At 69.2% G+C, this 25771-nt stretch carries 24 protein-coding genes; 5 read left to right on the top strand and 19 right to left on the bottom strand.

Annotated features, from left to right (window positions below; translation table 11 throughout):
- Positions 1 to 8 precede the first annotated feature (8 nt).
- From AB0H49_RS08350 to AB0H49_RS08340, 3 genes are all read right to left on the bottom strand, one after another.
- Entirely contained in the window at positions 9 to 1313 is a 1305-nt protein-coding gene (locus AB0H49_RS08350; protein WP_357248737.1) for a nucleotide sugar dehydrogenase, read from the bottom strand.
- A gap of 3 nt (positions 1314 to 1316) precedes the next feature.
- On the bottom strand, positions 1317 to 3059 hold the full coding sequence (gene asnB / locus AB0H49_RS08345; protein WP_357248734.1) for an asparagine synthase (glutamine-hydrolyzing): 1743 nt from the start codon (positions 3057 to 3059) through the stop codon (positions 1317 to 1319).
- 128 nt (positions 3060 to 3187) lie between these two features.
- Positions 3188 to 4006: a CorA family divalent cation transporter gene (locus AB0H49_RS08340; protein WP_355002405.1), complete on the bottom strand. Its 819-nt coding sequence runs from the start codon at positions 4004 to 4006 to the stop codon at positions 3188 to 3190.
- A gap of 261 nt (positions 4007 to 4267) precedes the next feature.
- Here AB0H49_RS08340 and AB0H49_RS08335 point away from each other — a divergent pair, with 261 nt between their 5' ends.
- A complete protein-coding gene (locus AB0H49_RS08335; RefSeq protein WP_357248730.1) occupies positions 4268 to 5227 on the top strand; it encodes an AsnC family transcriptional regulator in 960 nt (319 codons plus the stop codon).
- On the opposite strand, the gene AB0H49_RS08330 is transcribed toward AB0H49_RS08335, so the two are convergent.
- The 12 genes from AB0H49_RS08330 to AB0H49_RS08275 form a co-directional block, all read right to left on the bottom strand.
- The gene (locus AB0H49_RS08330) at positions 5214 to 6089 is read right to left on the bottom strand and encodes a VOC family protein (protein ID WP_357248727.1); all 876 of its coding nucleotides are present in this window, start codon (positions 6087 to 6089) and stop codon (positions 5214 to 5216) included. The two genes, AB0H49_RS08335 and AB0H49_RS08330, sit on opposite strands and share 14 nt — an antisense overlap.
- Positions 6090 to 6191: 102 nt before the next feature.
- Entirely contained in the window at positions 6192 to 7412 is a 1221-nt protein-coding gene (locus AB0H49_RS08325; RefSeq protein ID WP_357248724.1) for an MFS transporter, read from the bottom strand.
- A gap of 50 nt (positions 7413 to 7462) precedes the next feature.
- Positions 7463 to 7936 (bottom strand): Rrf2 family transcriptional regulator, encoded by a 474-nt coding sequence (locus AB0H49_RS08320; RefSeq protein WP_355002660.1) that lies wholly within the window; start codon positions 7934 to 7936, stop codon positions 7463 to 7465.
- A gap of 52 nt (positions 7937 to 7988) precedes the next feature.
- Positions 7989 to 9776 carry a hypothetical protein gene (locus AB0H49_RS08315; RefSeq protein ID WP_357248721.1) on the bottom strand — a complete coding sequence of 596 codons (1788 nt, stop codon included), beginning with the start codon at positions 9774 to 9776 and terminating at the stop codon, positions 7989 to 7991.
- A complete protein-coding gene (locus AB0H49_RS08310; RefSeq protein ID WP_357248718.1) occupies positions 9773 to 11578 on the bottom strand; it encodes a hypothetical protein in 1806 nt (601 codons plus the stop codon). Before AB0H49_RS08310 ends, AB0H49_RS08315 begins: the two co-directional genes overlap by 4 nt.
- 4 nt (positions 11579 to 11582) lie before the next feature.
- Entirely contained in the window at positions 11583 to 12878 is a 1296-nt protein-coding gene (locus tag AB0H49_RS08305) for an ABC transporter substrate-binding protein (RefSeq protein ID WP_357248715.1), read from the bottom strand.
- A 248-nt stretch (positions 12879 to 13126) separates the two neighbouring features.
- Positions 13127 to 13393 carry a hypothetical protein gene (locus AB0H49_RS08300; RefSeq protein WP_355002398.1) on the bottom strand — a complete coding sequence of 89 codons (267 nt, stop codon included), beginning with the start codon at positions 13391 to 13393 and terminating at the stop codon, positions 13127 to 13129.
- Complete coding sequence (locus AB0H49_RS08295; protein WP_355002397.1) at positions 13390 to 14802, bottom strand: hypothetical protein; 1413 nt, start codon at positions 14800 to 14802, stop codon at positions 13390 to 13392. Before AB0H49_RS08295 ends, AB0H49_RS08300 begins: the two co-directional genes overlap by 4 nt.
- Positions 14799 to 15110: a WXG100 family type VII secretion target gene (locus tag AB0H49_RS08290; protein WP_355002396.1), complete on the bottom strand. Its 312-nt coding sequence runs from the start codon at positions 15108 to 15110 to the stop codon at positions 14799 to 14801. The genes AB0H49_RS08295 and AB0H49_RS08290 overlap by 4 nt, the downstream gene beginning before the upstream one ends.
- Before the next feature lie 21 nt (positions 15111 to 15131).
- Positions 15132 to 15455, bottom strand: a complete 324-nt coding sequence (locus AB0H49_RS08285) for a WXG100 family type VII secretion target (protein ID WP_355002395.1) — start codon at positions 15453 to 15455, stop codon at positions 15132 to 15134.
- 170 nt (positions 15456 to 15625) lie between these two features.
- Positions 15626 to 16888 carry an SPFH domain-containing protein gene (locus AB0H49_RS08280; protein ID WP_357248711.1) on the bottom strand — a complete coding sequence of 421 codons (1263 nt, stop codon included), beginning with the start codon at positions 16886 to 16888 and terminating at the stop codon, positions 15626 to 15628.
- A complete protein-coding gene (locus AB0H49_RS08275) occupies positions 16888 to 17319 on the bottom strand; it encodes an NfeD family protein (protein WP_355002393.1) in 432 nt (143 codons plus the stop codon). Before AB0H49_RS08275 ends, AB0H49_RS08280 begins: the two co-directional genes overlap by 1 nt.
- A 146-nt stretch (positions 17320 to 17465) precedes the next feature.
- On the opposite strand from AB0H49_RS08275, the gene AB0H49_RS08270 reads away from it, so the two are divergent.
- The 4 genes from AB0H49_RS08270 (at position 17466) to AB0H49_RS08255 (ending at position 22086) form a co-directional block, all read left to right on the top strand.
- Positions 17466 to 18290, top strand: a complete 825-nt coding sequence (locus tag AB0H49_RS08270) for a DUF3097 domain-containing protein (protein ID WP_355002392.1) — start codon at positions 17466 to 17468, stop codon at positions 18288 to 18290.
- A 129-nt stretch (positions 18291 to 18419) separates the two neighbouring features.
- A complete protein-coding gene (locus AB0H49_RS08265; protein WP_357248707.1) occupies positions 18420 to 19235 on the top strand; it encodes a hypothetical protein in 816 nt (271 codons plus the stop codon).
- 339 nt (positions 19236 to 19574) lie between these two features.
- Positions 19575 to 20849: a cytochrome P450 gene (locus AB0H49_RS08260; protein WP_357248704.1), complete on the top strand. Its 1275-nt coding sequence runs from the start codon at positions 19575 to 19577 to the stop codon at positions 20847 to 20849.
- Positions 20850 to 20859: 10 nt separating this feature from the next.
- On the top strand, positions 20860 to 22086 hold the full coding sequence (locus AB0H49_RS08255; RefSeq protein ID WP_357248701.1) for a cytochrome P450: 1227 nt from the start codon (positions 20860 to 20862) through the stop codon (positions 22084 to 22086).
- Between the two features lie 339 nt (positions 22087 to 22425).
- Here AB0H49_RS08255 and AB0H49_RS08250 read toward each other — a convergent pair whose 3' ends face one another.
- The 4 genes from AB0H49_RS08250 to fabG1 all read right to left on the bottom strand — a co-directional run bounded on the left by AB0H49_RS08250 (position 22426) and on the right by fabG1 (position 25754).
- Complete coding sequence (locus AB0H49_RS08250) at positions 22426 to 22809, bottom strand: hypothetical protein (RefSeq protein WP_357248698.1); 384 nt, start codon at positions 22807 to 22809, stop codon at positions 22426 to 22428.
- A gap of 188 nt (positions 22810 to 22997) precedes the next feature.
- Positions 22998 to 24062 (bottom strand): ferrochelatase, encoded by a 1065-nt coding sequence (locus tag AB0H49_RS08245; RefSeq protein ID WP_357248696.1) that lies wholly within the window; start codon positions 24060 to 24062, stop codon positions 22998 to 23000.
- A gap of 21 nt (positions 24063 to 24083) precedes the next feature.
- Positions 24084 to 24920, bottom strand: a complete 837-nt coding sequence (gene inhA, locus AB0H49_RS08240; protein WP_355002386.1) for an NADH-dependent enoyl-ACP reductase InhA — start codon at positions 24918 to 24920, stop codon at positions 24084 to 24086.
- Positions 24921 to 25034: 114 nt separating this feature from the next.
- A complete protein-coding gene (gene fabG1, locus AB0H49_RS08235) occupies positions 25035 to 25754 on the bottom strand; it encodes a 3-oxoacyl-ACP reductase FabG1 (protein ID WP_357248693.1) in 720 nt (239 codons plus the stop codon).
- Positions 25755 to 25771: the final 17 nt, after the last annotated feature.

Below are 25771 nucleotides of genomic sequence, written 5' to 3'. Positions count from 1 at the left end.
CATCCCTTCTACTTCGCGTCGACGCTTTCTTCCGGCGCGCCTCGACCACCGGCCCGCCCGACCCCGCGATAGCGCAGCCCCGCCGCCGCGACGACGGACGGATCGAGGGCGTTCTTGGCGTCGACGACAAGACAATTCGGCCGCGCGAGTTGCGCCACGGCGGTCCAGTCGAGGGCGAGAACCTCCGGGAACTCGGTCAGCACGAGGACGACAGCGGCGTCCAGCACGGCTTCCTTGATGCCGAGGGCGCGCCGGACCCCTGGGAACAGATCGGCGAAAGCCGCCGCGCTCAAGATCGGATCCCAGACCCGGACGTCCGCAGCGACGGCCCCCAGCGCGGGTACCACGGTCCGGCTCGGCGCTTCACGCATGTCGTCGCTGTCGGGTTCGTAGAGCAGTCCGAGGACAGCGACCTCCGGCGGCGGTGCGCCCGCTGCCGCCTCACGCGCCACGATCTCGACGGGCAATCGCAGCTGACGGTCGTTCACCTCGGCGACCGATTCGAGCAGCGTCATGGGTCGGCCGGAACGCCTGGCGAAACGGGTCAGCGCGGTCATGTCCTTGGCGAGGCAGGAGTCCCCGTAGCCGACGCCGGGACGCCAAAACCCCTGTCCCATGCGGGGATCCAGTGATACGCCGTCGATCACCGAGTCCACGTCGATGCCGTGCTCGTCGCAGAAGTTGGCGATCTCGTTGGCGAAGCTGATCTTCGTCGCCAGGAAGGCGTTGCTGGCGTATTTCACCGCTTCGGCCTCGGTCGGGCCGATGACCAGCCGCGGCGCCGTCTTGTCGTGGTACAGCGCTCCGAGCACGGGCAGCAGTTCGCGGTTCCACAGGCCGAGCACGATGCGGTCGGGCGTCTGCCAATCGGCAAGGGCGCGGCCTTGGTTCAGGAATTCGGGATTGTGCGCGTAGCGCGGGCGCAGCGCCGGAAACCGCGTCGCCCATCGCTCGCTGGTGCCCGGCGGGATCGTGCTCTTCACGACGACGAGGTCCGGAAGCCTTTGGGCCGACAGCGTTTCCGAGAGCACGGCCTCCACGTGACGGAGATCGATCGCGCCGTCCTGGTCCAGCGGCGCGGAGACCGCGACGATCACGGCTTGCACCGGAACATCGAGCGCCTGCTCGAAGGTCGCCGTCGTGGTGAGCAGGGCTTCGGCGACGTCCGGCTCGTGGAACGGACAGCGCCGGTCGCGTAACAGGGCGATGCGGTTCTCGTCGTGATCGATGCCGAGGACGTCGTGTCCCGACGCCGCGAGTCCGAGCGCCGCCGTCAGCCCGACGTAGCCCATGCCGACCACTGCCACCTGCATCGATCATCTCCTTGCGCGAGCGACGTTGTGCCGACACCACATTTCGAGCATCAAGGCCTTGAACGAGAACGGAGAGCCGGCACCCGGCGGGAAGTCGGCGACCGACAGACTCCGGGCCGCCGCTTCGGTCAAGATCCCGCGGCGTACCAACTCGCCGCCGGGCAACAGGTCGCCGTAGCTCCGCAGGTAAGCGGCGTGCCACTCGCGCAGCGGCGGCGAGAAGCTGCGCTTGGGTCGGTCGGCGACATGCGCGGGAAGGTACGCGTGCGCCACCTCCCGCAGCCGGTGCTTCGGCGGATCTCGATGGTCCGGTCGGGTTCTGCGCAGGCCGACGACGGCCTCCACCAGGCGGTGGTCCACGAAGGGCAGGCGCAATTCGACGGAGTTGGCCATGCTGAGCCGGTCGCACTGGGCGATGCCGTTCTCCCGCAGGTAGGTTCCGACGATCAGCCGGGTCAGATCGATATCGGGCCGATCGCCGGTCAGCGCGAAACCGGTCGGCGCCGCGTCGCGCATCGCTTCGCCGAAGTACCGCGGCGCCAACCGCTCGGCCTCCCGGAAATCCGGATCGAGTTCGTAGAACACCAGATTCCCGCGCGCCTCGCTGAGCGCGACGGCTTCCCGCACCCACCCGTAACCCCAGAACAGCTCGTCGGCGCCCTGGCCCTGCACCATCACCCGGACACCCGCCTCGGCCGCCGCGCGCAGCACCGCGTGATAGCACACGCCCGCGAAATCGGCGATCGGATCGTCCAGCGCGGCGACGACGAGAGGCAGGTCGGCGGTCGCCCGCGCGGCGCCGATCTCGATCTCGTGGAACGGCATGCCGAGCGCGGCGGCCAGTTCTCTGGCGTGGTGTCGCTCGTCGTTCGCCGGTCGGCCCGCGTAACCCACCGAGAACGCCCGCACCGGTGCGGCGCAGAATTTGGCCGCGAGCGCGGCGGCGAGGCTCGAATCGAGTCCGCCGCTGAGCGAAATGCCCAGCGGCTGGGCCGTTCTGGTGACCAGCGGAGCCAGTTCGGCCAGGATCGCGCCGAGTGTGTCGGCGCTCGAACCTTCGATCGGCTCCGCGTCCTCGAGCCGCCAGTAGGCGCACGGACGCACCCGCCAGGGACGGGTGTCCACGGTGACGACGTGTCCGGCCGGGACTTTCCGCACGTCTCGCAGGATGCTCCGTGGCTCGGGCACGTACTCGAGGCGGAAGTAGTCGGCGACGCTTCCGTGATCGAGTTCGACCGGCACGCCCGCGACCGTCAACGCCTTCGCCTCGGAGGCGAACAGCAGTCCGTCCGGCCGTTCGGTGTAATAGAGCGGTTTCTCCCCCATCCGGTCGCGGGCCAGGGTCAGCCGACCGAGCCGTCCGTCCCACAGGGCGAAGGCGAACATGCCGCGCAAATGATCGACCGCGCGGTCGCCGTGCTCCTCGTAGAGGTGCAGGATGACTTCGCAATCACCGTCGGTGGCGAAGACATGACCGCGTCGCCGCAGGCCGTCGCGCAATTCGGCGAAGTTGTAGATCTCCCCGTTCGCGATCAGGACCAGCGCACCGTCGGCGCTGCGCAGCGGCTGCGCGGAGCCGCCGGGATCGATGATCGCCAACCGGGTGCAGCCCAACGTTATCGAGTCCTCGGCGTACATCGCCGTCGCATCGGGCCCGCGATGGCGCAGCGCGCCCGTCATCGTCTCGACGAGGTCACCGCGCGACGGGAAGCCCGGTCTGGCCAGGTGGCCACTGATTCCACACACGGCCCGCTCCGTTCTTCCCACCCGCGGGTCAGTCGAATACTACCCGGAACCGCGTCGGCCATGGCCGGATCGCGTTTCCGACTTCAGCTGCGAGAGTGGCTTTTTCGGGGCGGGCTGCGGCAGCACCGTCAGGCGAGGGCCACGAGGTAGCAGAGCGCGAGCAGGGCGATGGACAGGAGCGCGGCGGACACGGCGAGGACCTTGACGGTTCGGGATTGCCGCAGCTCGAGGCGGATGAGCAGTGCCTGCTGGAGGTAGCGGGCGCGGTCGTGTTCGGCGACCGCGCGCTGGCGCACGTCCTCGATGTCGGCGAGCAGGTGGCCGATCGCGCCGCTCAGTTCCTCGGCACGGTCGCCGTATTCGGCGAGCAGGCGGCGGGTCGCGCGAGCGAGATCACGCTGGGTGTCCCGGACCATGGTGACGGCTTCCTCCGCGGCGTCCAGGTCGGCGACCGCGGCGCGCAGGTCGGCGACCTCGTGGGCCCGGTCGCCGTCGACGGCGGCGGCCATCTCGCGAGCGAGCGACTCCAGCCCCGACCGCGCGCGACCGAGCACGCCCTCGGCGGCCTCGTTCAGCGAGCGAAGCAGGGCGTAGAGCACGCCGTGCGGGGAACCTGCGAGGGCTGGTCGGCGGCCCATCTCGGCGACGGCGCGATCGAACGGCGCGAACGGTTCCGCGGATTGCGAGGTGACCACGAAGTCCCCGCCGAGCGCGAAGACGATCGTCTCGCGCCGGACCGCGTCGCCGCGCAGATAGGTCGCGGCGACCGGGAGGTAGACGAAATCACCCGTCTCCCAGATCCGATCGGTGGTGCGGGTGAAGTCGATGCCGAGGCGTTCGCGCAATACCGCCGCGGTGTCCTCGTCCGACGCCGACAGCGGGATCCAGTGCAGACCGAGCACTTCGGTGTCGAAGCGGTTGGTCGGCGTGCCGAGCGAGCTGGTCATCTCGAACTCTCGATCGGCGTTCCGATAGTGACATCCGGCATCCGCCGCTCACCCCGCTTCGCTCGTCAGGCTGCTGTGTGGCGCGAGACGCGCCACCGTCCATTAGTAACCGGCGTCTCGGGCCCCGTCAATCGAGGCGACTGTGCGGTTCCCCACGCTTGGGACGCGTATTCGACGGGGCCGCACGCATTTTCGAGCAACACGATCGTCGCCGTCGCCCGCACCCCACGGAAACCCGTCGCGCCGCCCTATCCTTGGCCCATGAAGACGGAGGCGCTCGACGCGGTCGACCTCGGACTGCTGCACGCCCTCCAAGTGGACGGAAGGGCGCCGTTCAGCAGGATCGCGGAGGTCCTGTCCGTCTCCGATCGGACGGTGGCACGACGATTCGCGCGCCTGGCCACCACCGGCGCGGTCCGGGTGACCGGGGTGGCCGACAGTGGACGCACCGGAACCGCGGAGTGGGTGGTGCGCCTGCGGGTTCGGCCGCACCGCGCCGACGCCCTCGCGCACGCGCTGGCGGTGCGACCGGACACCGCCTGGGTGACGGTGCTGTCCAGCGGCGCCGAGATCGTCTGCGTCTTCCGCACCGCCGCCGCCGAGCCCGCGCCGCTGCCCGCGCTGGCCAGGCATTCCGACGTCCTCGGCGTCGACGCGCAGCGGCTGGTCCGCCATCTCACGCGCAGGCGCTGGCACGGCCGCACGTCCGCGCTGGACACCGATCAGGTATCCGCGCTGCACGCCGAGCTGCCAATCGACGGCGGGCCGATCGCCTTGACCGACCTCGATCGACGCATGCTGCCCCGCTTGGCCGCCGATGGCCGGGCGAGCTATCCGGGCCTGGCCGGTGCGCTCGGCTGGTCGGAATCCGCGGTGCGGCGCAGGCTGGACGAGCTGCGGCGGGCGCGCGTGCTCCGATTCGACGTCGAGGTGGACGCCGCGCTGCTCGGCTACGCGTTCCAGTGCCTGCTGTGGCTGACGGTGACGCCCCGGCACCTCGCCGCGGTCGGCGCGGCGCTGATCGAGGATCCGGAGATCGCGTTCGCGGGCGCGACCACCGGACCGCACAACATCATCGCCGTGGCGATCTGCCGCGACGTGGATGCGGTATTCGACTACGTCGTCGAGCGGGTTGGCGCACTGCCGGGTGTGGAACGACTGGATACCGCCCCGGTCACCCGGTACGCCAAGCGCGCGGCACCCGCGCTCACCGCGCGGTGAAGAACAGACCCGCTCCATACGCGTCGTGACCGGAAACGAAGAATCCGTTCGCGGTGGTGCGGGTGGGGATGCCGCCGCGCTCCACCAGCCCGCGCGCTGCGGTCACGTCGTCGACGCGGATCGTCATCGCGGCCAGATAGGAAGGGGCCGGGGCGGATTCGCCGGGCAGCACGGTGGGGGCGTCGGCGGCGCGCACCAGTTCCAGGCGGACGTCCTTGTGCACGAGGACCGAGAGCGGACCCTCGTCGGTCCATCCCGCGCCGATCAGTTCGGCGTATCGCCGTGCGATGCCGTCGAATTCGTCGCCGTCGGCCACGATCAGCACCGCCGCGACGCCGCGCGCGCCGTTCGGATGCGACAGGTATCGCGGCTGGTGCACGTACTCGCGGGTGAGGTGTTGGGCGAGGCCGAGATAGCCCTCGGGCGTGCTGCGCGGGTCGAGGTGGACGGCGCGGGCCCGGACCGTGCGCACTCCCTCGACGGTGTCGACGTCGCGCTCGAGGCCGAGCACGCCCGAGGTTCGCATGCCCAGCGCCACGAGCCGTGCGTGGGTGGCGGCCGCGTCGTCGGTGTCGAGGTTCAGGATGCGGAAGCCTTCGTACTGATCCGCCATCGACTTGGTGTGCCAGGGGTCCGGTGCGGATTCGTCGACGATGCCGAGCAATTCGATATAGGACCCGCCGAACAAGGCGCACAGATTCGCGGTGCATCCCGCCTGCGGCGCCTCCCCTTGCCGCGCGCTCAGCAGGTGCCGTGACCGCGGACTCAGGGTGAAACCCAAAGCGCGGTAGACGCGTTCGAGGCCGTCCAGGTCGCGGGTGAGAACGGCGGTGTGATGAATGGCGGTGATGTCGTCGGTCATGGATCCAGCCTGCTTGCCCGCGCCGACGAACACCCGCGGGTAGCGGCGGCACGCCGGATTCCGACACGGACACAGCGGCCACGGGCGGGTTCCGACGCCCCGTCAGGCCTTTCGCGTCGTACCGGCGGCGAACAGCAACGCGATCACGGCCAGCGCCGCGCCCGCGGCATAGAGGACGCCGCCGTGGCCCACCGCGAATCCGCCGAGCAGCGTGCCCGCGCCGATGCCCAGGTAGATGCACGAAGCGTTCAGTGCGACAACGAGACTCGCCTCGGCGGGCGCGGCCGCTATGAGGCGGTGCTGTTGCGCGGGCGTCTGGCACCACGCGCTCGCGCCCCACACCGCGGCGAGCACGCCGACGAGCACGGGCGCGACACGATCCGTGGCGGCCAGCAAACCGAGGGCGCCCAGCGCGACGGCCATGGCCGCGTACCCGCAGATCAGGACTCGGGTCGCACCCCAGCGGTCCGTCGCGTATCCGGAGGCGGTGTTGCCGAGCACCGCGCCGACACCGTACAGGGCGAGCACCCACGCCGTGGCCGCCGAGCCGATACCGACCTGCGCGAGCGCGGGGACGCTGTAGGCGTACACGGCATAGGCGGCGGCCATACCGAGCACGGTCAGCGGTAGCACCGTTGCCACCCCGGGCCTGCGCAGTACCGCGAACCGCGCGCGCACCGGGACGCGCGGCGCGCCGGACAACGCGACCACAGCCTCGTCGTTCGACGCCGACTGCCGCGCCGGGGTCAGCACCGCGGCCAGCCATACCGCGGCGACGACGCACAACCCCGCCACCAGCGCCAAGGCCGAACGCCAACCCAGCACGCGTCCAACGAGATTGCCCAGCGGAACCCCCAGCGCGGTGGCCACGGTCAACCCGCCGACCACGGTCGCCAGAGCTCGAGCGCGCAGTTCGGGTGGCGCCAGCGCCGCGGCGACCGCCCCGGCATTCGGCGTGTAGGCCGCCGCGCCCGCGGCGGCGAGGACGCGGGTGCCGAGCAGGACCGCGAGGTTCGGCGCCGCGGCCGAGCCCAGGTTGGCCGCGGCGAGCACGACGAGCGCGCCGATCAGCAGCGCGCGGCGCGGCAGCGGCGCGGTGACGGCGGCCAGCACCGGTGAGAGCACGGCGTAGGCGGCCGCGAACACACTCACCGCGAGACCCGCCGCGGCGGTGTCGACGCCGAGCTCGGCGGCGGTGTCGGGCAGGAAGCCCGCCAGGATGAACGCGTCGGTGCCGACCGCGAACGTGCCGAGGGCGAGAACCGCGATGCGGCCCACACCATTTCGCTCGACCTTACGTTCGGCAACAATCGGGATATTCACTGTCCCTAATCTCCTTCGTAGCAAGCCCGGCCTCGCGACCGGGCGAAAGATCAGACGGCGAGCTGCTCGTAGAAGCGGCGCGCCCGCACGGAGGCATTGGGCGGGCTCTCCGCGATCAGATCGGCGAGCGTCCGCCCCGCGAGTTCGCGCCGCCACGCCAGCTCGGCGCGGCGCATCGTGGTCGCGATGCCGCACGGGCGCGCGAATTCGCTGGCCGCCGCCGTCGCCCCCGCGCCGCGCTGGCGAATCTCGTTGCAGGCGAACGCCTCGGTGCGCCCCTCCACCGCCACGACCACATCGAGCACCGTCACCCGCTCGGGCGCCATGGCGAGCCGATAGCCGCCGCGCGCGCCGGGCGTCGATTCCAGAATCCCTGCCCGGACCAACGGTTGCAGCCGCTTCTTGAGGTAGTCGGGCGGCAGCTCGAACATGCGCGCCAGGCGAGCGGTCGCGATCGGCGCCCGGTCCTCCAGCCAGGCAAGCACCAGGCAGCAGTGCAGCCCCCATTCGACGCCTTCACCCATGATCACAATCGGGATATTACAGATCCCGATTAAGCGCTGTCGACGCGGCGCCTCATCGGCTCGGTACGTTCTCTTCGAGCGGCAGCGGCCAGCGATCGATGGCGTAGCGCGGCGAAACACCGCACTGCAGGAGCGCTCGGGCCCGATAGTGATTCGCCGTTCGCGCGGCGGGATACAGCGATTGGGCTTCTGCCAGCCAGCCGGTCGCCTGCTCGATCGCGTGGCCGGGCGGACGGCACGGATCCGGACCGAGCACATCGTCGACGCAGCACGGATCGGCGATCACCGCGGCGGCGAGATGCTGGAGACAGCGGGCGATTCCGTGATCGTCACACAACGCGCGGTACGCCGTGAGCGAGAGCCGCCAGCAGCGCAGCGCGCGGACGGCCTCGCCGCGGGCCCACCAGACGTGGCCGAGGATCTCGTGCATGTGGGCGCGACCGTCCGGGTCGCGGCCCTGCCTGGTCAGCGCCTCGGCCAGCTCCAAGCGGTCCTGCGCGTCGTCGAGGCGACCCTGGCACAGCAAAACGATGCCGAGGTTCACCAACGTGCAGACCTCGCCCGGGATGTCCTCGCGCGGCATCAACCACCAGACGCGTTCCAGTTGGCGGCCCGCGTTCTCCAGCTTGCCGCGCGCCTCCGCCACTCGGCGGTCCGAACGCGCCCGGTGTGCTGCCTGCGTATCCGGGCGCCGCGTATCCAGGCGCCGCGTATCCAGCGCGCGGCACAACTCCTCGAGCGCGGGGTCCAGCGTCTCCAGCGCACGGACGTGGTGGTAGCGCGCGGTCAGGTCGGCGTAACGACCACGGTCGCCGCCGCGGCGGGGCGGTTCGGCGAGGTGGCCCGCGCGCAGCCGCACGTGGTCCGCGTGCGCGCCGAGCGCGTCCAGACCTGGCAGTGGTGTATCGCGCGGTTGGTTCGGATCGGGTGGGGGTGGCCACAGCTTCCGAGCGAGTTCGGCGTCGTGCCCTCTGGTGCGCGCGTCCCAGACGTCGAGCGCGTCGGCGATCCGGATCAGGCTGGGCACTGCGGTCCGCGGCAGCAGAGCTCCGAGGGATGCGAACTCCTTCACCAGGTGCCGCAGGAATTCTTCCTCGGCCTCGAACCAGCCGCGCCCCGCGGCCGCGAAACGCGGCGTTCCCAGACCGATCGCCCACCGTTCCGCGCGGTCGGCGTGATGCTGCGCGAGCGTGGTGATCGCGGCGCTCCACCGCGATCCGGCCCGGGCGTCGGCTCCGCTGGGTGTATCGGGCACCGCGACGACCCAGTACTGCTGCACACCGGCCACCCGCACGAAACCGTCCGCTTCCAGCTCGGTGAGCAGCAACGGCGCGGTCGTTCGCGGCGGCGTGCCGTCGGACGGGTCGCGGGCGGGCGCGTCCAGGATCGCCGTGAGCACCGCCAGCAACGCGGCCGCACTGTATCCACGCACCGGCAGCTCGCCGAGCACCGCCGCCTCCTCATGGGTGGCGCCGAATATTCTCGTCAGCGGCGGCGCCGGTGCGCTCGGGTTGGCGCCGATCGGCGTCTGCGCGTCGTCGAAATCGCTGAGCAGTTCCAGTTCCCTTGCGGTGTGCGGGCTTTCGCGAAGCCTGCGCCGTTCGGCCCGCAGCCAGCGGCTGACCAGAAGCAGCACGGCGAGTGACGCGATCACCAGCAGCCCCACCGAGAGCAGCACGCCGACGCCGCGCTCCAAGAACAGGCTCGACACGATGTTGATCACCAGTCCGAGCAGCACAGCCGCGGCCAAGGCGCCACCGCCGAACCGGAAACGCAGCAGGGCCGGTGGCGGCGCGGCGATCCCGGGCGAGGGCGGCGGCGCGCCGACGGGCCCGCTCATCGCAGCACTCCCCCGGTCAGCCCGGGCACCAGGAACCGGCGCCAGGTCGCGAGCAACAACGCGACCGGGACGATGGCGAAGACCAGGGCTCCGGCGGCCAGCTGCGGCAAGTTCTCCTCGTACTGGCGGGCCTCGCCCCACAGCAGCAGCGACCACGGGCTCGCGCCCGCGCCGCTGATCATCAGGCTGACGAAGAAGTCGTTCCACACCAATACGAATTCGAGTACCGCCGCGGTGACCACGGCGCGCCCCGCACCGTCCCACAAACGCCGCGCGACGGCGCCGGGCCTGGCCAGCCCGTGCAGCGCGGCCGAGCTCGGGTTCTCCTCGGCCGCACGCATCGCACCGCGCAGGATCAACACGCTGACCGGAAGTCCCGCCGCGCCGTGGACCAGCATCAGCGGATACTGCGTCCCCGACAGGCCCAGCGATTCACTCACCTCGTCGATCGGCCCGAGATACATCTGGGCGGGCAGCACGGCGAGCACCACCAGCGCGGCCGTGGCAAGGCGAACCCGCCACGTGTCCGACGGCGTCGCCGACAGCCACCGCGCGACCGGCAGCGCGGCCGAGACCGCCAGCACGGTCGCGACCGTCGCCACCAGGGCGGTCACACCCAACGTCGAGGGCAGACCGGCCTCCCAGACCCGGCCGATCGCGGGCCAGCCCAGACCGTCCGCCTGCCGCATCGAGACCACGGCCAGCATCAGCAGCGGCGCGACGGAGACGAAACCCATCAGCACCGCGAAACCGGTGACGAGCCTGCCCGGCCGCCGCGCGGCGTGCGGTTCGTGCGAACGTGGGCGCAGCGGCAAGCGAAGTTCCCGCGGACCGCCGGTCTTTCCGAGGGCGAAAGCGCAGACGCCGACCAGGACGGCCAACGGCACCGAGTAGATCGCGACCTCGGCCGCGGCGCTGTCGGTGGTCGCCAACCGCCACCAGCGCACTGTCGCGCTGTCGCTGTCGTACTGGTAGGCGGCGGGGATGCCGATGAGGATGACGTCGAACACCCTGGCCGCCGCGACGACCGCGGCGATCCCGGCGATCAGCACCACCGGGTGCACCAGCCGCACCCCGCGCCAGGCCATCCACGCGAACCGGAAGCGACCGGTGGGGGCGTTGAGGTAGCCCCAGCGCACCGGATCGGTCTCGATCGCCCGGAGGCCTGCCGAGAACATGCCGGTGAGGAAGCCGAACCAGGTCCACCAGAACGCCATCAGCGGCATCCAGCGGTAACCGGTCTGGAACGTCGCGACATCACCCACGGGCACCGCCGCCTCGAACATGACCCGGAACGCCAGACCCGAGACGAAAGCCGCGACACCGAACGGCAAGACCAGCGGCAGCCACAACCACCGCACGCCGCGACTCCACCACGCGGTGAACAGCGCCGCCGCCATAAGCCCGAATCCGCCGAGCACGAACAGCATCGTCCGCCCGTAGACGGCCAGCGTGTCCTTGCTCGCGACTACCACGAACAGCAGCGGTCCGGCCAGCATCGAAATCACGGCGGCGACCACCGCGCCGACCCGCGGCGTGCCGGACGGGAACAGCCGCGCCGCGAGCAGGACCACGGCGCCGACGACGACGAGTGACAGCGCCACCCCGACCCGCGCGCCCGCCGTGGCCACTGTCCAGCCCGAGGCGAGCAGCAGCAGCGCCCCGAGCAGCCACGCGGGCGCCACCCGCGCCCATCCCCAGCCGCGCCACGGCTGCCGTCCACCGATCAACGCACCGCGCATCCGCCGGGTGGCGAGTTCCACATGCAATCCGTTGCTGAGGAATCCGGGCGGCGTCGTCATCGAGTCACCACCCGGCCAGCGCCGCTACCGCGTCGTTCACCGCGAGACCGACGCCGGACGGGTCGCCGTCGACGGCGACCAGGAACTCGGTGAGTATGCGCCACAACCCGTTTCGTCCGCCCAGCGCTCCGATCTGGTCGGACAGGTCGAACACCACCTCGTCGCGCGGACCGAATACCGCGGTGTCGCCGAGGCGTTCGGCCGACGGCCGCAGAAACGGCGAATACGCGGCGTCGGTTCGGGTGTTCGGCGCGAGGAAACCGTGGAATCCGTTGATCCACGGCAGCGGAGCCGAGGGCGCGGCCAGCGCGGCCAGCACTCGTTTCGCACCGTCGTCCGCCGAGCGGCTGAGCACGAGGACGTCGCCGCCGAGGATGCGCGGGCGCGGTCCACCCGGCGCGAGACCGGGAAAGGCCGTCACCCCGACGACCTCGGCGGGCTTGCGTCCCGATCGCGCGACGGCCTTGCGCACGACCGGCTCGGCGAAATCGGGAGCGACCACCATCACCGCCCGCCTCCGCTCGAACACTTCCCGGATGGCGTCGGAGAATTGCATGGTCAGGGCGGTGCCGATCCCGCCGGCGAAGGCCGCGGGGTTCGCCGCCCACGAGCCGAGCAGGTGCAGGGCGGCGCGCACCGGGTCCTTCGCCCAGATCGCCGTCGGGCCGCGGGCGGCAAGGGCCGCATAGGTTTCCGGGTCCTGCGCGTACAGCAGGTTCTCGAACAGATCGGTCAGCGCCCACCCGTCCGCCGCGGCCAGCGCGAGCAGCCGCCGGTCCTTCCCGGCGAGGAACTCGATGCGGTCGAGCCAGAAATCCAGCGTCCACAGCGCCGGGGTTCCGACCTCGGCCTCGACCGCCGATTCCCGGTCGAACCAGACCATCGACTTGTCGGTCGCCTTGAACGGCACGCCGTACGGGCGTCCGTCGTGGTACAGCAACTCCGCCCAGACCCCCGAATAGCAACGCTTCTCGACCTCGTCGAGCCACAGCGATTCAGGCACATCACGCAGCACGCCGTCTTCGGCCAGTTCGCGCACCCGCCCCGCCTGCGGCAGCATGACCAGTTCCGGCGCCGACCGTCCACCGGTCAACGCCGTCTCGATCTCGTCGCCGAGCGGGATCACGTCGACCGAGCCCGACAGGTGCAGCGCGTCGAGCACCGCGCGGAACGCCGCGAGCTCGGAACCGCTCCAGGACACGGCGATACGCGCCGCGCCCGGTGTGCCGAGCACACCCGTGCCACAGCCCGCCAGCGGCGCGATCAACGCCGCCCGCAACAAGGCCCTCCGCGTCAGCATGTTCTCCCGGATGTCCGTTCGCCCACGAGCACGCACCGATTATCCGTGGCGCCGGACGTTTTCGGCCGAACACGGCGAAAACCGCACTGCCCCCGATTCCTTGGGCTACGCGATGTCGCGCCACGCGAACCGCCCCGCCGCTCGATGGTGAGCGACGGGGCGGTGTGGACGCTGACGGCAATCGGCTCCCACGTCGGTGCCGGATTCGGCCGCCCCGCGGACCTTCGGACGGCCGCAACTGGCACCGATTACAAATCCACCTCTTGAACCAGTGAAATCACATCGCCAGGTTCAGCATTTTTTGATATACCCGCGGAAAAAACTACGGATATCTGATCCTCGGTTGGACGATGGAAGTCGAACGACTCAATCGTGCCGTCGAAAATCGCTCCATTCTTCTTGCGAAGGCGCACCGACTGGCCAACACACATGTCCCAACTCGGCGTTCCGACAACGAACGGAACCGGCATGAAACTCACCGGATAGACGCCGAGTACCTCGAATTCACCGTTCATCGCCCTGCCCTCTTCTGGTAGTCCAACCATCCAACCTCATCGGCAGCATATGCCTCGTCCTCCAATGCACGGACCGACGACGAGGCGCCAGTTCGCCCGTCGCGGAACTGTTGCACATGGACACGCTCATGTATCAAGTTCCGAATCAGCGCTTCTTCGCTGGCAAATGCACCTGGCGCGAGGTTTATCGAATTCCCTTGGGCACTTGCACCAGCACCAGCCCAGTCATAGTACGCGACATCATCTGGCGTGATCGCCAAGTTGATCTCCACGCCTTCCAAGTCTATACCAGCTTTTTTGGCGTACTCACGCACAGTTTCGATTGTCAATGGAAGATGGTCGCCGCTCTCCAGAATCTCTTTGTTGGTTTTCGATCCCGATCTCGAGAAAAGCCTGCCGGTCGTCTCATTCTTCTTACTGTTGATCTTTGCGACAAGCCTGGTAGTCAGGTCCTTTATGCGTTGAATTGTTTTCCTGGTTGTAGCCGTGACGCGTTGGATGGTGACGACGGTCTTGAGCTTCGCGGCGTTGACGACCCCTCGGAGAATGTCGACGAAATTATCGATGGCCTTAGCAGTTTTAGCGGCCGCGAGGGCGGCCCCGACGCCAAAACTGACGAACGACGACGCCACGCCGATCGCAGCATTGATGGCTAGTTCCTGGAGCAGGGCATCGCGGAGCGCTATCAGGGTTTTGTGTAGGTCCTCGCGGAGTTTGTCGTGAGCTTGCTTCTGCTCACGACAGGCCTGGGTCAGTTCGGCGTAGGCGCCAGCGAGATCGGAGGCGGCCGCTTTGATTTCGCGCAGGTCTTCATCGATGAAGTTCGCATCCGGGGAGGTGACCTGTTCGAACATGGCCGCGGCGCGTTCCAGGTCGCCAGGAGTGGCGGTGATTACATCGTTGTTCGCCAAGGCGTGCCATACGTCAGCGGAGTGTGACAACTTCTCGGTGTCACCGTCGGGGACGGGGACACCGATCTTGGCCGCCAGCTCGAGACCGTCATCGACCAAGCCTCTGCCAGGTCCACCTGCCGACGGCGGAACAAGGAGCGAGGTGAGTTCCTGCGGGGAAAGAGTGAACGAAGGGGTGAGATTCGGGGCCTCGGGTGCAGGCCTGCCACTTGCCGGGTCGTAGTCGGCGATGGCGTGGTTGTAACCAGCCTGTTTGAGTACTTGCGCGTATCCATCAAGGGCGAGCACCAGATCGATAGACATGCCGTATACGTCTTTGGCCTGTTGATCGTAGGATTCGGCCCACTTCTTACCATCTCCGACGCTACCTGCCATGTTGGTGGTGTCACCAAAGGACCGCATCGCTGTCTTGAATGCGTTGAAGTACCCGGAGGCTGCTGTTGCGCAGATATCAGCGGCGTCATAGTACGTCTGCGGAGGGACTTTGAGCACGGTCACGGCTGGGCTCTGGTGCCACGTCCGAGCATGGACAGATTCGCTGCCACGGCTGCGCTGTAGCGCTCGTGTGCGGCGACAGCCGCGGCCCGCATTGCCTCGATGCCGTCGGCGACATCTTGTGCTCCAGTCAGCCATTGCGCGAACGCCTCACTTGCGGCAGTCGCGGACGGACCGGTCCAGCTCGACTGCAAAGCGGCGGTACGTTCCTGCAGCCCGGACAGACTCTCGTTGAGGAATCCGACGAAACCTGCGACGCGAGCAGTGATGTCGTCGAGTTCGGTCAGATCCACACGAAACGGTTCAGCCACAGTGTATTTCCCCCATCACTCTCACGGCAGCTCGAGCGAGCTGATGTTCGCGGCGCGCCCGGAATCCAGATCGGTGTGGGTGGTAGCCACCACACCGAGAAGTTCAGCCAACTTACCCAACGACTCCAAAACGGTCTCTGCACCTTGGCGGGCTTCGTCCCAGCCAGCGCGGTAGACGGAGGCCGACGTGCCGCTCCAGGTTTCCAAAAGCCTAGTGATGTCGGCATCCAGCGAACGAACCCCGTTGATCAATTCCTCGGCAGTCAACTGCACATAACGACCAGCGTCGGTCACGTCGGCCGGAACGACATCGAAGGGCGATTCCCCTGAACTGGATTGCGTCACCACTTCCCCCTTCCAGCTGGTGACCTCAGAATCTACACCAACCACTCAGGAACACGGCCGCGCGATCGCCACCGAGTCAGCCACCTCACCACCCTCAGCGTGGACGGCAGCCGCCGCCCGAAACATTCGAGTGGCGTGCACTGAGGGAGCGGCACGAGGTGCCGGAACGGTTACTGCCGGTAGTTCTCCGGGGGCTGCCACGGGCGGCCGTGCGGGTCGTCCGGGCGGTAGGCCGGGGGTTGCGCGGGCTCCTGTTGCGCGGGCGCGGACTCGGTGGGCGCAACGACCTGCTGGTGCGGCGAGGGCTCGGGCGAGCGCTGCAGCGGGGTGGGCGTCAGGCCTTCGACAGGCTGGCGTGCGGTGGCCTCCGCCGCGCGAACGGCGCGTTCGATGGTGGGATCCGAGGCGGTGTCGAACCAGTCGGCGACATCGGAATCGTCCTCGACCTTGACCGGCGCCGAGTCGTCGGCGGGCGGCTCGTAGCGGAAGACGCCGTCCTCGCCCTGCGAGCCGAAGCTCTTGGCGAAGCCCTCCAGCGCCTTGCCGAAATCGCTCGGCACCAGCCACACCTTGTTGGCGTCGCCGCGGGCCACCATCGGCAGCGTCTGCATGTACTGGTAGGCAAGCAGTTCCGGCGTCGGCTTGCCGGATTTGATTGCGGCGAAGACCTTTTCGATGGCCTTCGCCTGACCCTGGGCTTGCAGGTAGGCGGCGGCGCGCTCGCCCTGGGCGCGCAGGATGCGGCTCTGCCGCTCACCTTCGGCGCCGAGGATGGCGGACTGCTTGGCGCCCTCGGCGGCCAGGATCTGCGCCTGCTTGGCGCCCTCGGCCGTCTTGATCTGCGACTCCCTGGTGCCTTCCGCGGTGAGGATCATCGCGCGCTTCTCGCGGTCGGCCTTCATCTGCTTCTCCATCGACTCCTGGATCGACGGCGGCGGATCGATGGCCTTGAGCTCGACCCGCGCCACGCGCAGGCCCCAGCGTCCGGTGGCCTCGTCGAGCACACCGCGCAGCTGGTTGTTGATCTGGTCGCGGGAGGTCAGCGTCTCCTCCAGCGTCATGCCGCCGACCACGTTGCGCAGCGTGGTGACGGTGAGCTGCTCGACCGCGGCGATGTAGTTGCTGATCTCGTATACCGCCGACTGCGGGCTGGTGACCTGGAAATACACCACCGAGTCGATCTGCAGCGTCAGGTTGTCCTGGGTGATCACCGGCTGCGGCGGGAACGACACCACCCGCTCGCGCAGGTCCACCTTGGCCCGGATCCGATCGGCGAACGGCACCAGGAACGTCAGCTGACCGGACACCGTCCGCGAGTACCTGCCGAGCCGCTCGATGACCGCCGCCTCGGCCTGCGGCACCAGCGCGATCGATTTGAACACCACCACCACGACCAAGAGGACGAGCACGGCGGCGACGATCAATACAGCCATTACGGCCCCTTCCAGACGACGGCCGTCGCGCCGTCGATCTTCATGACGTACACGGTCACGCCCGGCTCGTACACCTCGTCCGGGTTCATCGGCCGCGCGGTCCACACTTCGCCGCCCAGCTTCACCCGGCCGGAGTGGGCGGCCACTTCCTCCAACACCAGGGCCGACTTCCCCGGCAGCGCATCGACATTCGTCGGAATCGGCGGCGGCGTGCCGAACTTGCGGCGCAGCACCGGCCGCACCCCGAGCATGAGCACCGCGGTGATCACCGCGAAGACCACCGCGTCCACCACGAGGGAGGTGTCCGCCGTGGCGCTCACCCCCGCCGTGCCGAGGGCCGCGACGCCGATCATCAGCAGCGTGAGGTCCCCGGTGAGCATCTCTGCGGCCGCGAGCAGAATGCCCGCGACCAGCCAAGCTATTGCGGCCACGCACCCACTCTAATCGCAGGGAGCCGATCTTCGAGCTCTACTAAAGGTTTCGACGCCGGGCACAGCGGCGCACAGCACACTCTCCGCGCCGGAAAACGTCGCGTCGCACCCGCGAAAACCGCGCGACGGCCGGTAGTTTCGGGCGGGTGGGTACGCGGGACAGGTACGGCGACATCTTCGCCGGGCACGAGAGGACCAAGAAGCGAGCGGTGCCGCAGGTGACCGCCGAACGCGACCTCGTGGTGGAGGACGCGGCCAGCGGATTCTGCGGCGCCGTGGTCGGATTCGATCGCAGCTACGACGGCGAGTTCGTCAAGCTGGAGGACGCGCGCGGTGCGGTGCGGCTGTTCGCGATGCGGGAGGCGGCCTTCCTCATCGACGGTAGACCGGTCACCCTGGTGCGCCCTGCCGTCGCCGCGCCGAAGCAGCCGACCAGGTCCGCTTCCGGCTCCACCCGGGTGGCGGGCTTGCGCGCCCAGGTCGCCAAGGCAAGCCGAATCTGGGTGGAGGGTGTGCACGACGCCGCCCTGGTGGAGCGGGTGTGGGGCCACGATCTGCGGGTCGAGGGCGTGGTGGTCGAGCACCTGGAAGGGTTGGACAACCTGGCCGCGCGGCTGGCCGAGTTCGAGCCCGGTCCCGGCCGCCGGGTCGGCGTGCTGGTCGACCACCTGGTCACCGGCTCGAAGGAAACCCAGCTCACCACTGGTCTCGGCCCGCACGTGCTGGTGACCGGGCACCCGTTCATCGACGTGTGGCAGGCGGTGCGGCCCGCGACGCTGCGCATCGACGCCTGGCCCGAGGTGCCGCGCGGGGAGGATTGGAAGACCGGCGTCTGCCGGCGTCTCGGCTGGGGCACGCCGCAGGACGGGTGGCGCCGGGTCTACGACGCGGTCGAGTCCTTCCGTGATCTGGAGGCTCCGCTCATCGGTGCGGTCGAACGTCTGATCGACTTCGTCACCGAACCGGAGTAGCCCGGCACGAGCCGCCCGACCGGTGGACGGGGCGCCTTCGCGCGGGGCCGATTCGGCGGGTGCGCGCAGCTCACGAGGGCTCGTGCGCCGATGCCCACCGGTAGCCCGAAGCGTTTATGCTCGATAATTATGTGCTCTCCTAGTGCCACGCTGACGGTGTGGGCCGGCTCCTGGCTGGCCGGGTGCAGTGCGCCCGACGACGTCTTGGAGGCGCTGCACGCGTGGGCGCCGCGGCACACCATCGCCGCGGGCGACCCGATGACCGGCGCTCGCACCGACCTGCCGTGGTCCTCGCGCACCATGCTGCCAGGGTCCGGTGTCATGGCTCTGCTCAAGGTCATCCGCGAAGCCATGGCCCAGCCCGGCGCGCAGCTGCGCCTGGTGCTTCCGGTCCCCGGCGATGTGCGCGGACTGCCGCCGGGCACCGTGTTCGGCGCCGACGCCATCGAGGCCGAGGAGGGTCTGCTCATCGGCGTGCCCGGCACCGAGGGCACCGGCCTGATCCCGCGGTGGCCCGACGACGACACCCTGCAGTGGACGCTCTACAGCACCCCGATCCCACCCGCCCCCGGCCCGGACATGTCGCTCGGCGAGGCCGAATACGCCATGCGGGAGGCCGTCCGCGATGCCGCCGACGCGCTGATGCAGCTGCACACCACCGCGGTCGGCGCAGCCGATTCCGATCCCCGCGAACTCATCGAGGCCGAGCTCGCCGACTACGCCAGGCACGACTACCCGAGCTCGATCCCGCTGCGCGCCAAGCGCATTCTCGACACGGCCGATCACGTGGCCGCGATATTGACAGTGGCGCAACGTGAACCGGCGTCCGCACCGACCTCCGCCAGCGCCATCGGCGCGCAGGAGACGCTGCTGCGCCCGCTCTGGGACGCGATCCGCGCCGCCCGGCTCGTCGCGGTGCACGCGTCCGCGCGCGGTGGGAACTAGGCCCTGCCTGTAGCTCCTCACGAATCCCGGTTAGCCGCAGCGACTTTCGGCCGCCACCTTATACACCCCTTGCGACCAGGCGTTTTCGGCCGCGCGTTACTTTCGTGTGCTAACAAATTTTTGTCACAACGAGACAGAACCTCTCGCATTGCTGCTAACGTGGGCGAGTTGTCGAGTTCTGGACGCTTGGGTCAGAGCTTGTCGGGGTCGACGGTGATCGCAGCCCAGATCGCCTGTCCGGCAGGCACTGTGCGGTCACCGCGATGAATCACGGTGCGCCGCGCCCGAGTTCCGGCCACTCGACGCGGAGCTCATGTCCCTCGTCTGGAGTACCGTCTTTTGACCACGTCACAGTCCGCGGTCACCGCGCCGCACGTCACCGCACCCGGAGTCTGCCCGGTCCAGCACGGATCCCCGGTCGGCGCCGACGGCCCTCGGATCCCGCTGCACGCACCGGAATTCGCCGCCGACCCGCACGGCGCCTACGACGACATGCGCCGCCAGTACGGTTCGGTGGTCCCCATCGAACTGGCGCCGGGCGTCCCCGCGACGCTGATCATCGGGTACGGCACCGCGCTGCGCATCCTCAACGACCCGGACCACTTCCCCGCCGACCCGCGGATGTGGCAGAAGGACATCGCGGACGACTGCCCCGTCAAACCCATGATGGAGTGGTACCCGAACGCGCTACGCAACGCGGGTGCGGTGCACGCGCGCTACCGGCAGGCCTACGTCGCGAGCATCGACGGCATCGACCTGCACGCGCTGCACGCCACCGTCGAGAAGATCGCCATCCCGCTGATCAACACCTTCTGCGAGGCGGGCTCGGCCGATCTGGTCACCCAGTACGCCTTCCCGCTCGTCTTCGAGGTCCTGAACCAGATGGTCGGCTGCTCGACCGAACTGGGTCAGCGCGTGGCGACCGGCATGGCGATGCTCTTCGACACCGTCGAGGCCGCGCGCGGCATGGAGATGCTCAGCGCGGCGCTGATGGAGCTGATCACGCTGCGGCGCGCGGACCCGGGCGACGACGTCACCTCCCGACTGGCGCACCACCCCGCGAAGCTCGACGACGAGGAGATGCTCTGTCAGCTGATCAGCTTCTACGGGGCGGGAATCGAACCGCAGCAGAACCTGATCACCAATACCCTGCTGCTGATGCTGACCGACGACCGGTTCGGCGGACACGTGCTCGGCGGCAGCCTCTCCACCCGCGACGCGCTGGACGAGGTGCTGTTCAACGACCCGCCGATGGCGAACTTCTCCATCACCTACCCGCGCCAGCCGATCCTGATCGACAACACCTGGCTGCCCGCGCACCAGCCGGTCCTGATCAGCCTCGCCGCGAGCAACAACGATCCCGACGTGCGCGGCGGCGACCGCACCGGCAACCGCTCGCACCTGGCGTGGGGCGCCGGACCGCACGCCTGCCCGGCGCGGTCGGTGGCGTACTTGGTGGTGCAGGACGCCATCGATCAGCTGCTCGACGCGCTGCCCGAGCTGGAGCTCGCCGTGCCCGCCGCCGAATTGGCCTGGCGGCCCGGGCCTTTCCACCGCGCCATGACGGCGCTACCGGTCGTCTTTCCCCCGTCCCCTCCGTTGAATCTGGTGTAAGGAGCCACCGATGGAGTACGAACCGATAGTCCTGGATCTGACCGGCGGCGATATCCAGGGCGAGTCCGCACGGATCCGTGAGCGCGGGCCCGCCGCGCTCGTGGAACTGCCCGGCGGCGTGCCCGCGTGGTCGGTGACCGACGCCGCCGTGCTCAAGAGCCTGCTCGCCGACCCGCGGGTCTCGAAAGACGCGCGGCAGCACTGGTCGGCGTTCATCAACGGCGAGATCACCGAGGCGTGGCCGCTGCACCCGTGGGTGGCCGTCGACAACATGTTCACCGCCTACGGACCGGACCACCGCCGCCTGCGCAAACTGGTCGCGCCCGCGTTCACCCATCGGCGCAGCGCGGCGCTGCGACCGCGCATCGAGGAGATCACCACTCAGCTGCTCGACGCGCTCGCCGCCACCCCGCGTGGCGAATCCGCCGACCTGCGTGAGGGTTTCGCCTATCCCGTGCCGATCCAGGTGATCACCGAGTTGCTCGGTGTTCCGGAGTTCCTCGGCCCCGGCCTGCGCAAGTGCGTCGACGGATTCTTCGACACCTCGCTCGGACCCGAGGAAGGTGTCGCCAACTACCTGGAGATGTACGGGCTCGTCAGCCAGCTGGTGGAACACCGGAGGCAGAACCCGGGTGACGACGTCACCAGCGTGCTGATCGCCACCCGGGACGAGGACGGTTCCCAGCTGACCGAGAAGGAACTGGTCGACACCCTGATGCTGGTGATCAACGCCGGGCACGAGACCACGGTCAACCTGCTCGACCAGGCGATCTTCGCCCTGCTCACGCACGAGAACCAGCGCGCGGACGTCGTCGCGGGCCGGGTGCCGTGGTCGGACGTGGTGGAGGAGGCGCTGCGCTACGAGTCGCCCGTCGCGCACCTGCCGCTGCGTTACGCGGTGGAGGACATCGAGATCGGCGACATCCGCATCCCGAAGGGCGAGGCGATCCTGGCGTCCTACGCCGCGGCGAGCCGCGACCCGAAGGTGCACGGCGCGACGACGAACGAGTTCGACGTGCACCGCGCGAACAAGGACCACCTCGCGTTCGGCCACGGCGCGCACCACTGCCTCGGCGCGCCACTGGCCCGGCTGGAAGCGGAAATCGCGTTGCCCGCGATCTTCCAGCGGTTCCCGGAGATGCGGCTGGCCGTCGACCCGTCGGAGCTCCTGCCGGTGGGCAGCTTCGTCTCCAACGGGCATCGCACGCTGCCGGTGTATCTGGAAGCGGCGCAGTAGGTTTCGGTCGTGCTCGGGTGGGGCCCGTCCCGCCCGAGCGTCCGGCTTTCGCGAACCGGTAGCACCCAGCGTGTCCAGGGCATACTGGACCGACGTCGAATCGGCTGTCGGGCAGCCATATTCGCCGCGACGAGCGCGGGATTGCGATCCGATCGCATCCGGCCCTCCGTCGCACCCAGTGGCGGACTTCGAAAGGGTTGCCGGGCCGGACATCAGCCGCGACCGAGTGCGGTTTGCGATCCGGCAACACCTCGCCCTCCGGACCCAGTGACCGAGCCCGGAAGAGTTGCCGGGCCGCATGTTCGCCGCGACCAGGCGCGGCATCAAGCTGGGTGGCGGTCAGTAACGCGGCGGGTACTGCTGCGGATGCGGCTGCTGCTGGTACTGCGGCGGGTAGGGCTGCTGCGGATAGGGCGGCGGGTACTGCGGCTGCTGCGGATAGGGAGCCTGCTGGTACTGCTGCGCGTACGGGTCCTGACCGTACGGCTGCTGCGGATACTGCGGCGGCAGCTGGTGCGGCGGCTGCGGCGGCGGCGCGTCGTTGCCCTTCTTGCCGAAGTACCAGACGAGCAGGACGATCGCGACGATCACCAGGATCAGGCAGATGATGCCCCCGATGTAGTCGGAGACCTCGACGTCGCCGTCGCCGCTGGAACTTCCGCCGCCACCGCGCCGGGCCTCGTAGGAATCCAGCGCCGTAGTCCAGACGGCGCTCTCCGCCATCAGATCGGTCGCAGCTAGCAGCTCGGAGTACAACGAAGGGCCTCCCCGGTAAGAGTTGATGGTCGGCCCTCCTCCCGAAGGCCGGCCCCGATGCTACCGCAGAGCAAAGTGCGCACCGAAACCGGTGTGGCCCAGGGCGATTCAGAGCGGAGCGCTATCGAACCACACGGACTGCACCCCGATCGGGCTCAGCTCCGCGCGGGCCGACCGCCGCGAGCCGGTGCGCAGCAACCCACCGCGCACGGCTCCCCGTTGCGGGTGCAGCCGTAACCCGGCACCGCACCGAGGCGTCGCGGTTCGACGCCGCCGATCTGCTCACCGATCAGCTCCACCACCAGTCGCGCGAATCGCGGGTCGGTGCCGGGCGTCGCGGCGCGAGCGAAGGCCATGCCGAGTTCGGCGGCCTTGTCCTTGGCCTCGTTGTCGAGATCCCAGATGACCTCGAGGTGATCCGACACGAAACCGACGGGACAGACCACCACGGCCGATACACCCTTGCCGGACAGCTCCTCGAGGTGGTCCACGATGTCGGGCTCCAGCCACGGCACCTGCGGCGGACCCGAGCGCGACTGCCAGACCAGGTCGTAGTCGCCGAATCCGGTTGCGGCCGCGCACAACCGGGCCGCCTCCGCGACCTGGCGGCTGTACAGTCCGCCGCCCCCGGCGGGCGGGCCCGCGGTGGCGTCGGCGGACACCGGGATCGAATGGGCGGTGAACACCAAACGGATCTCGTCGCGGCGCTCGGCGGGAATCTCGGCCACCGCGGCGCGGATCGCGTCGGCGAACGCCTCGATCAGCAGCGGATGGTCGAAGTACTGGCGCAGCTTCACCAGTTCCGGCGCGTCCTCGCCGAAAGCCGTTCGCGCCCTGACGATGTCCTCGTGGTACTGGAGACAGCCGGAGTAGCCGCCCCACGCGGAGGTCGGGAACACCAGGGCGGTGCGGACACCGTCGGCGGCCATCCGCGCGACGGTGTCCTCGACCATGGGATGCCAGTTGCGGTTGCCGAAGTACACCGGCAATTCCGTTCCCGCGGCGGCGAATTCGCGCTCGACCGCGGCGATGATGTCGCGGTTGAGCGCGTTGATCGGAGACACGCCGCCGAAGTGCAGGTAGTGCTGCGCGACCTCTTCGAGTCGCTCGCGCGGCACCCCGCGGCCCCGGGTGACGTTCTCCAGGAACGGCATCACGTCCTCGGGCCGCTCCGGGCCGCCGAAGGACAGCAGCAGCAGTGCGTCGACGGCCGGTGCCACGGCATCTCCTCTGTTACGAACTCAGTTGGCCGACCAGTTCTCCGGGAACCAGGTGTTGTGGCTGGCGCCGCCGTCGACGTAGATGATCGAGCCGGTGGTGCCCGGCAGCCAATCCGAGAGCAGCGCGACGATCGACTTGGCGACCACGGTCGGGTCGTCGACGTCCCAGCCGATCGGCGACGCGCCGTCCCAGTAGGTGTTGAGCTGGTTCAGCTTGGCCGCGTCGTCGGTGGCGGTACCCGCGATGGCCTTGGCGGCCAGGGTCTTGATCGGGCCCGCGGCGATCAGGTTGGAGCGGACCCGCTTGGCGACGCCGACCTCGCGGGCGACGTAGCGGTTCACCGACTCCAGCGCCGCCTTGGCCACGCCCATCCAGTTGTAGTACGGCATCGCGGTGCGCGGATCGAAGTCCATGCCGACGAGCGAGCCGCCCTCGTTCATGACCGGCAGCACCGCGCGGGCCAGCGAGGCGTAGCTCCACGCCGAGATCTCGAACGCCTTGGCCGCGTCGGGGCCGGGACCGTCCAGGAACGGACGGGCCTCGGGGCCCATCAGAGTGCGCGGCGCGAACGCGATCGAGTGCAGCACGCCGTCGATGCCCTCCGGCGCCAGCTCACGCAGCTTGTCGGCCAGCCCGGCCAGATCCTCTTCGTTGGTGACGTCGAGACCGATGGCGGGCGGGACCTCCTGGGGCAGCCGCTTCGCGATCCGGTCGATCAGCCGCAGCCGCTCCGGGATGCCGGTGATGACGACCTTGGCGCCCTGCTCCTGCGCGACCGCGGCCGCGTGGAACGCGATCGACGCGTCGGTGATGATGCCGGTGACCAGGATGGTCTTGCCTTCGAGCAGTCCGCCCATGAGTTCTCGGTTCTCCTGAAGTTGAAAGTCGAGTTGTCGCCCCGCCGCGCGCGGGACATCGTCCCGGCGCGCGGCGCCGCGGTGTTCGGGGCAGCGTGCCCGGAAACGAAAGTACTAGTGGCCCATGCCCATGCCGCCGTCGACCGGGATGACCGCGCCATTGATGTAGGAGGCGTCGTCGGAGGCGAGGAAGCTGATCGCCGCCGCGACCTCGGACGCATCGCCGATCCGGGCCGCCGGGATCACCTTGAGGACCAGTTCCTTGAGCTCCTCGTTGGCTTCTTCCCTGGTCATGTCGGTGTCGATGAAGCCGGGGGCGACCACGTTGGCGGTGATGTTGCGCTTGCCGACCTCGCGGGTGATCGAGCGGGCCATACCGATCAGACCAGCCTTGGAGGCCGCGTAGTTGACCTGGCCCGGACCACCGAAGGTGCCCATGACCGAGCCGAGGAAGATGATCCGGCCCCACTTGGCGCGCAGCATGGCGCGATTGGCGCGCTTGGCGCAGCGCCACGCGCCGGTCAGGTTGGCGTCGATGACGCGGGTGAACTGCTCCTCGCTCATCCGCATGAGCAGCGTGTTGTCGACGATGCCGGCGTTGGCCACGAGCACCTCGACCGGCCCCTGCTTGGCCTCGACCTCCGCGAAAGCCTCTTCCACCGAGGCGGTGTCGGTGACATCGCACTTGACGGCCAGCAGCCCCTCCGGCGCCCCCGATCCGCGATGAGTGACGGCCACCTTGTGGCCGTCGGCTGCCAGGCGCTGCGCGACAGCGAGTCCGATGCCACGGTTGCCACCGGTGACCAGGACCGACCGGGATGTGATGTTCGACATAAGCATCAACCTATCTG

The organism is Nocardia sp. NPDC050713 (assembly GCF_040654315.1).
GTDB lineage: Bacteria > Actinomycetota > Actinomycetes > Mycobacteriales > Mycobacteriaceae > Nocardia.
Note: the sequence above shows the minus strand (reverse complement) of the source record. Positions and strands in the feature narration are given on the sequence as shown.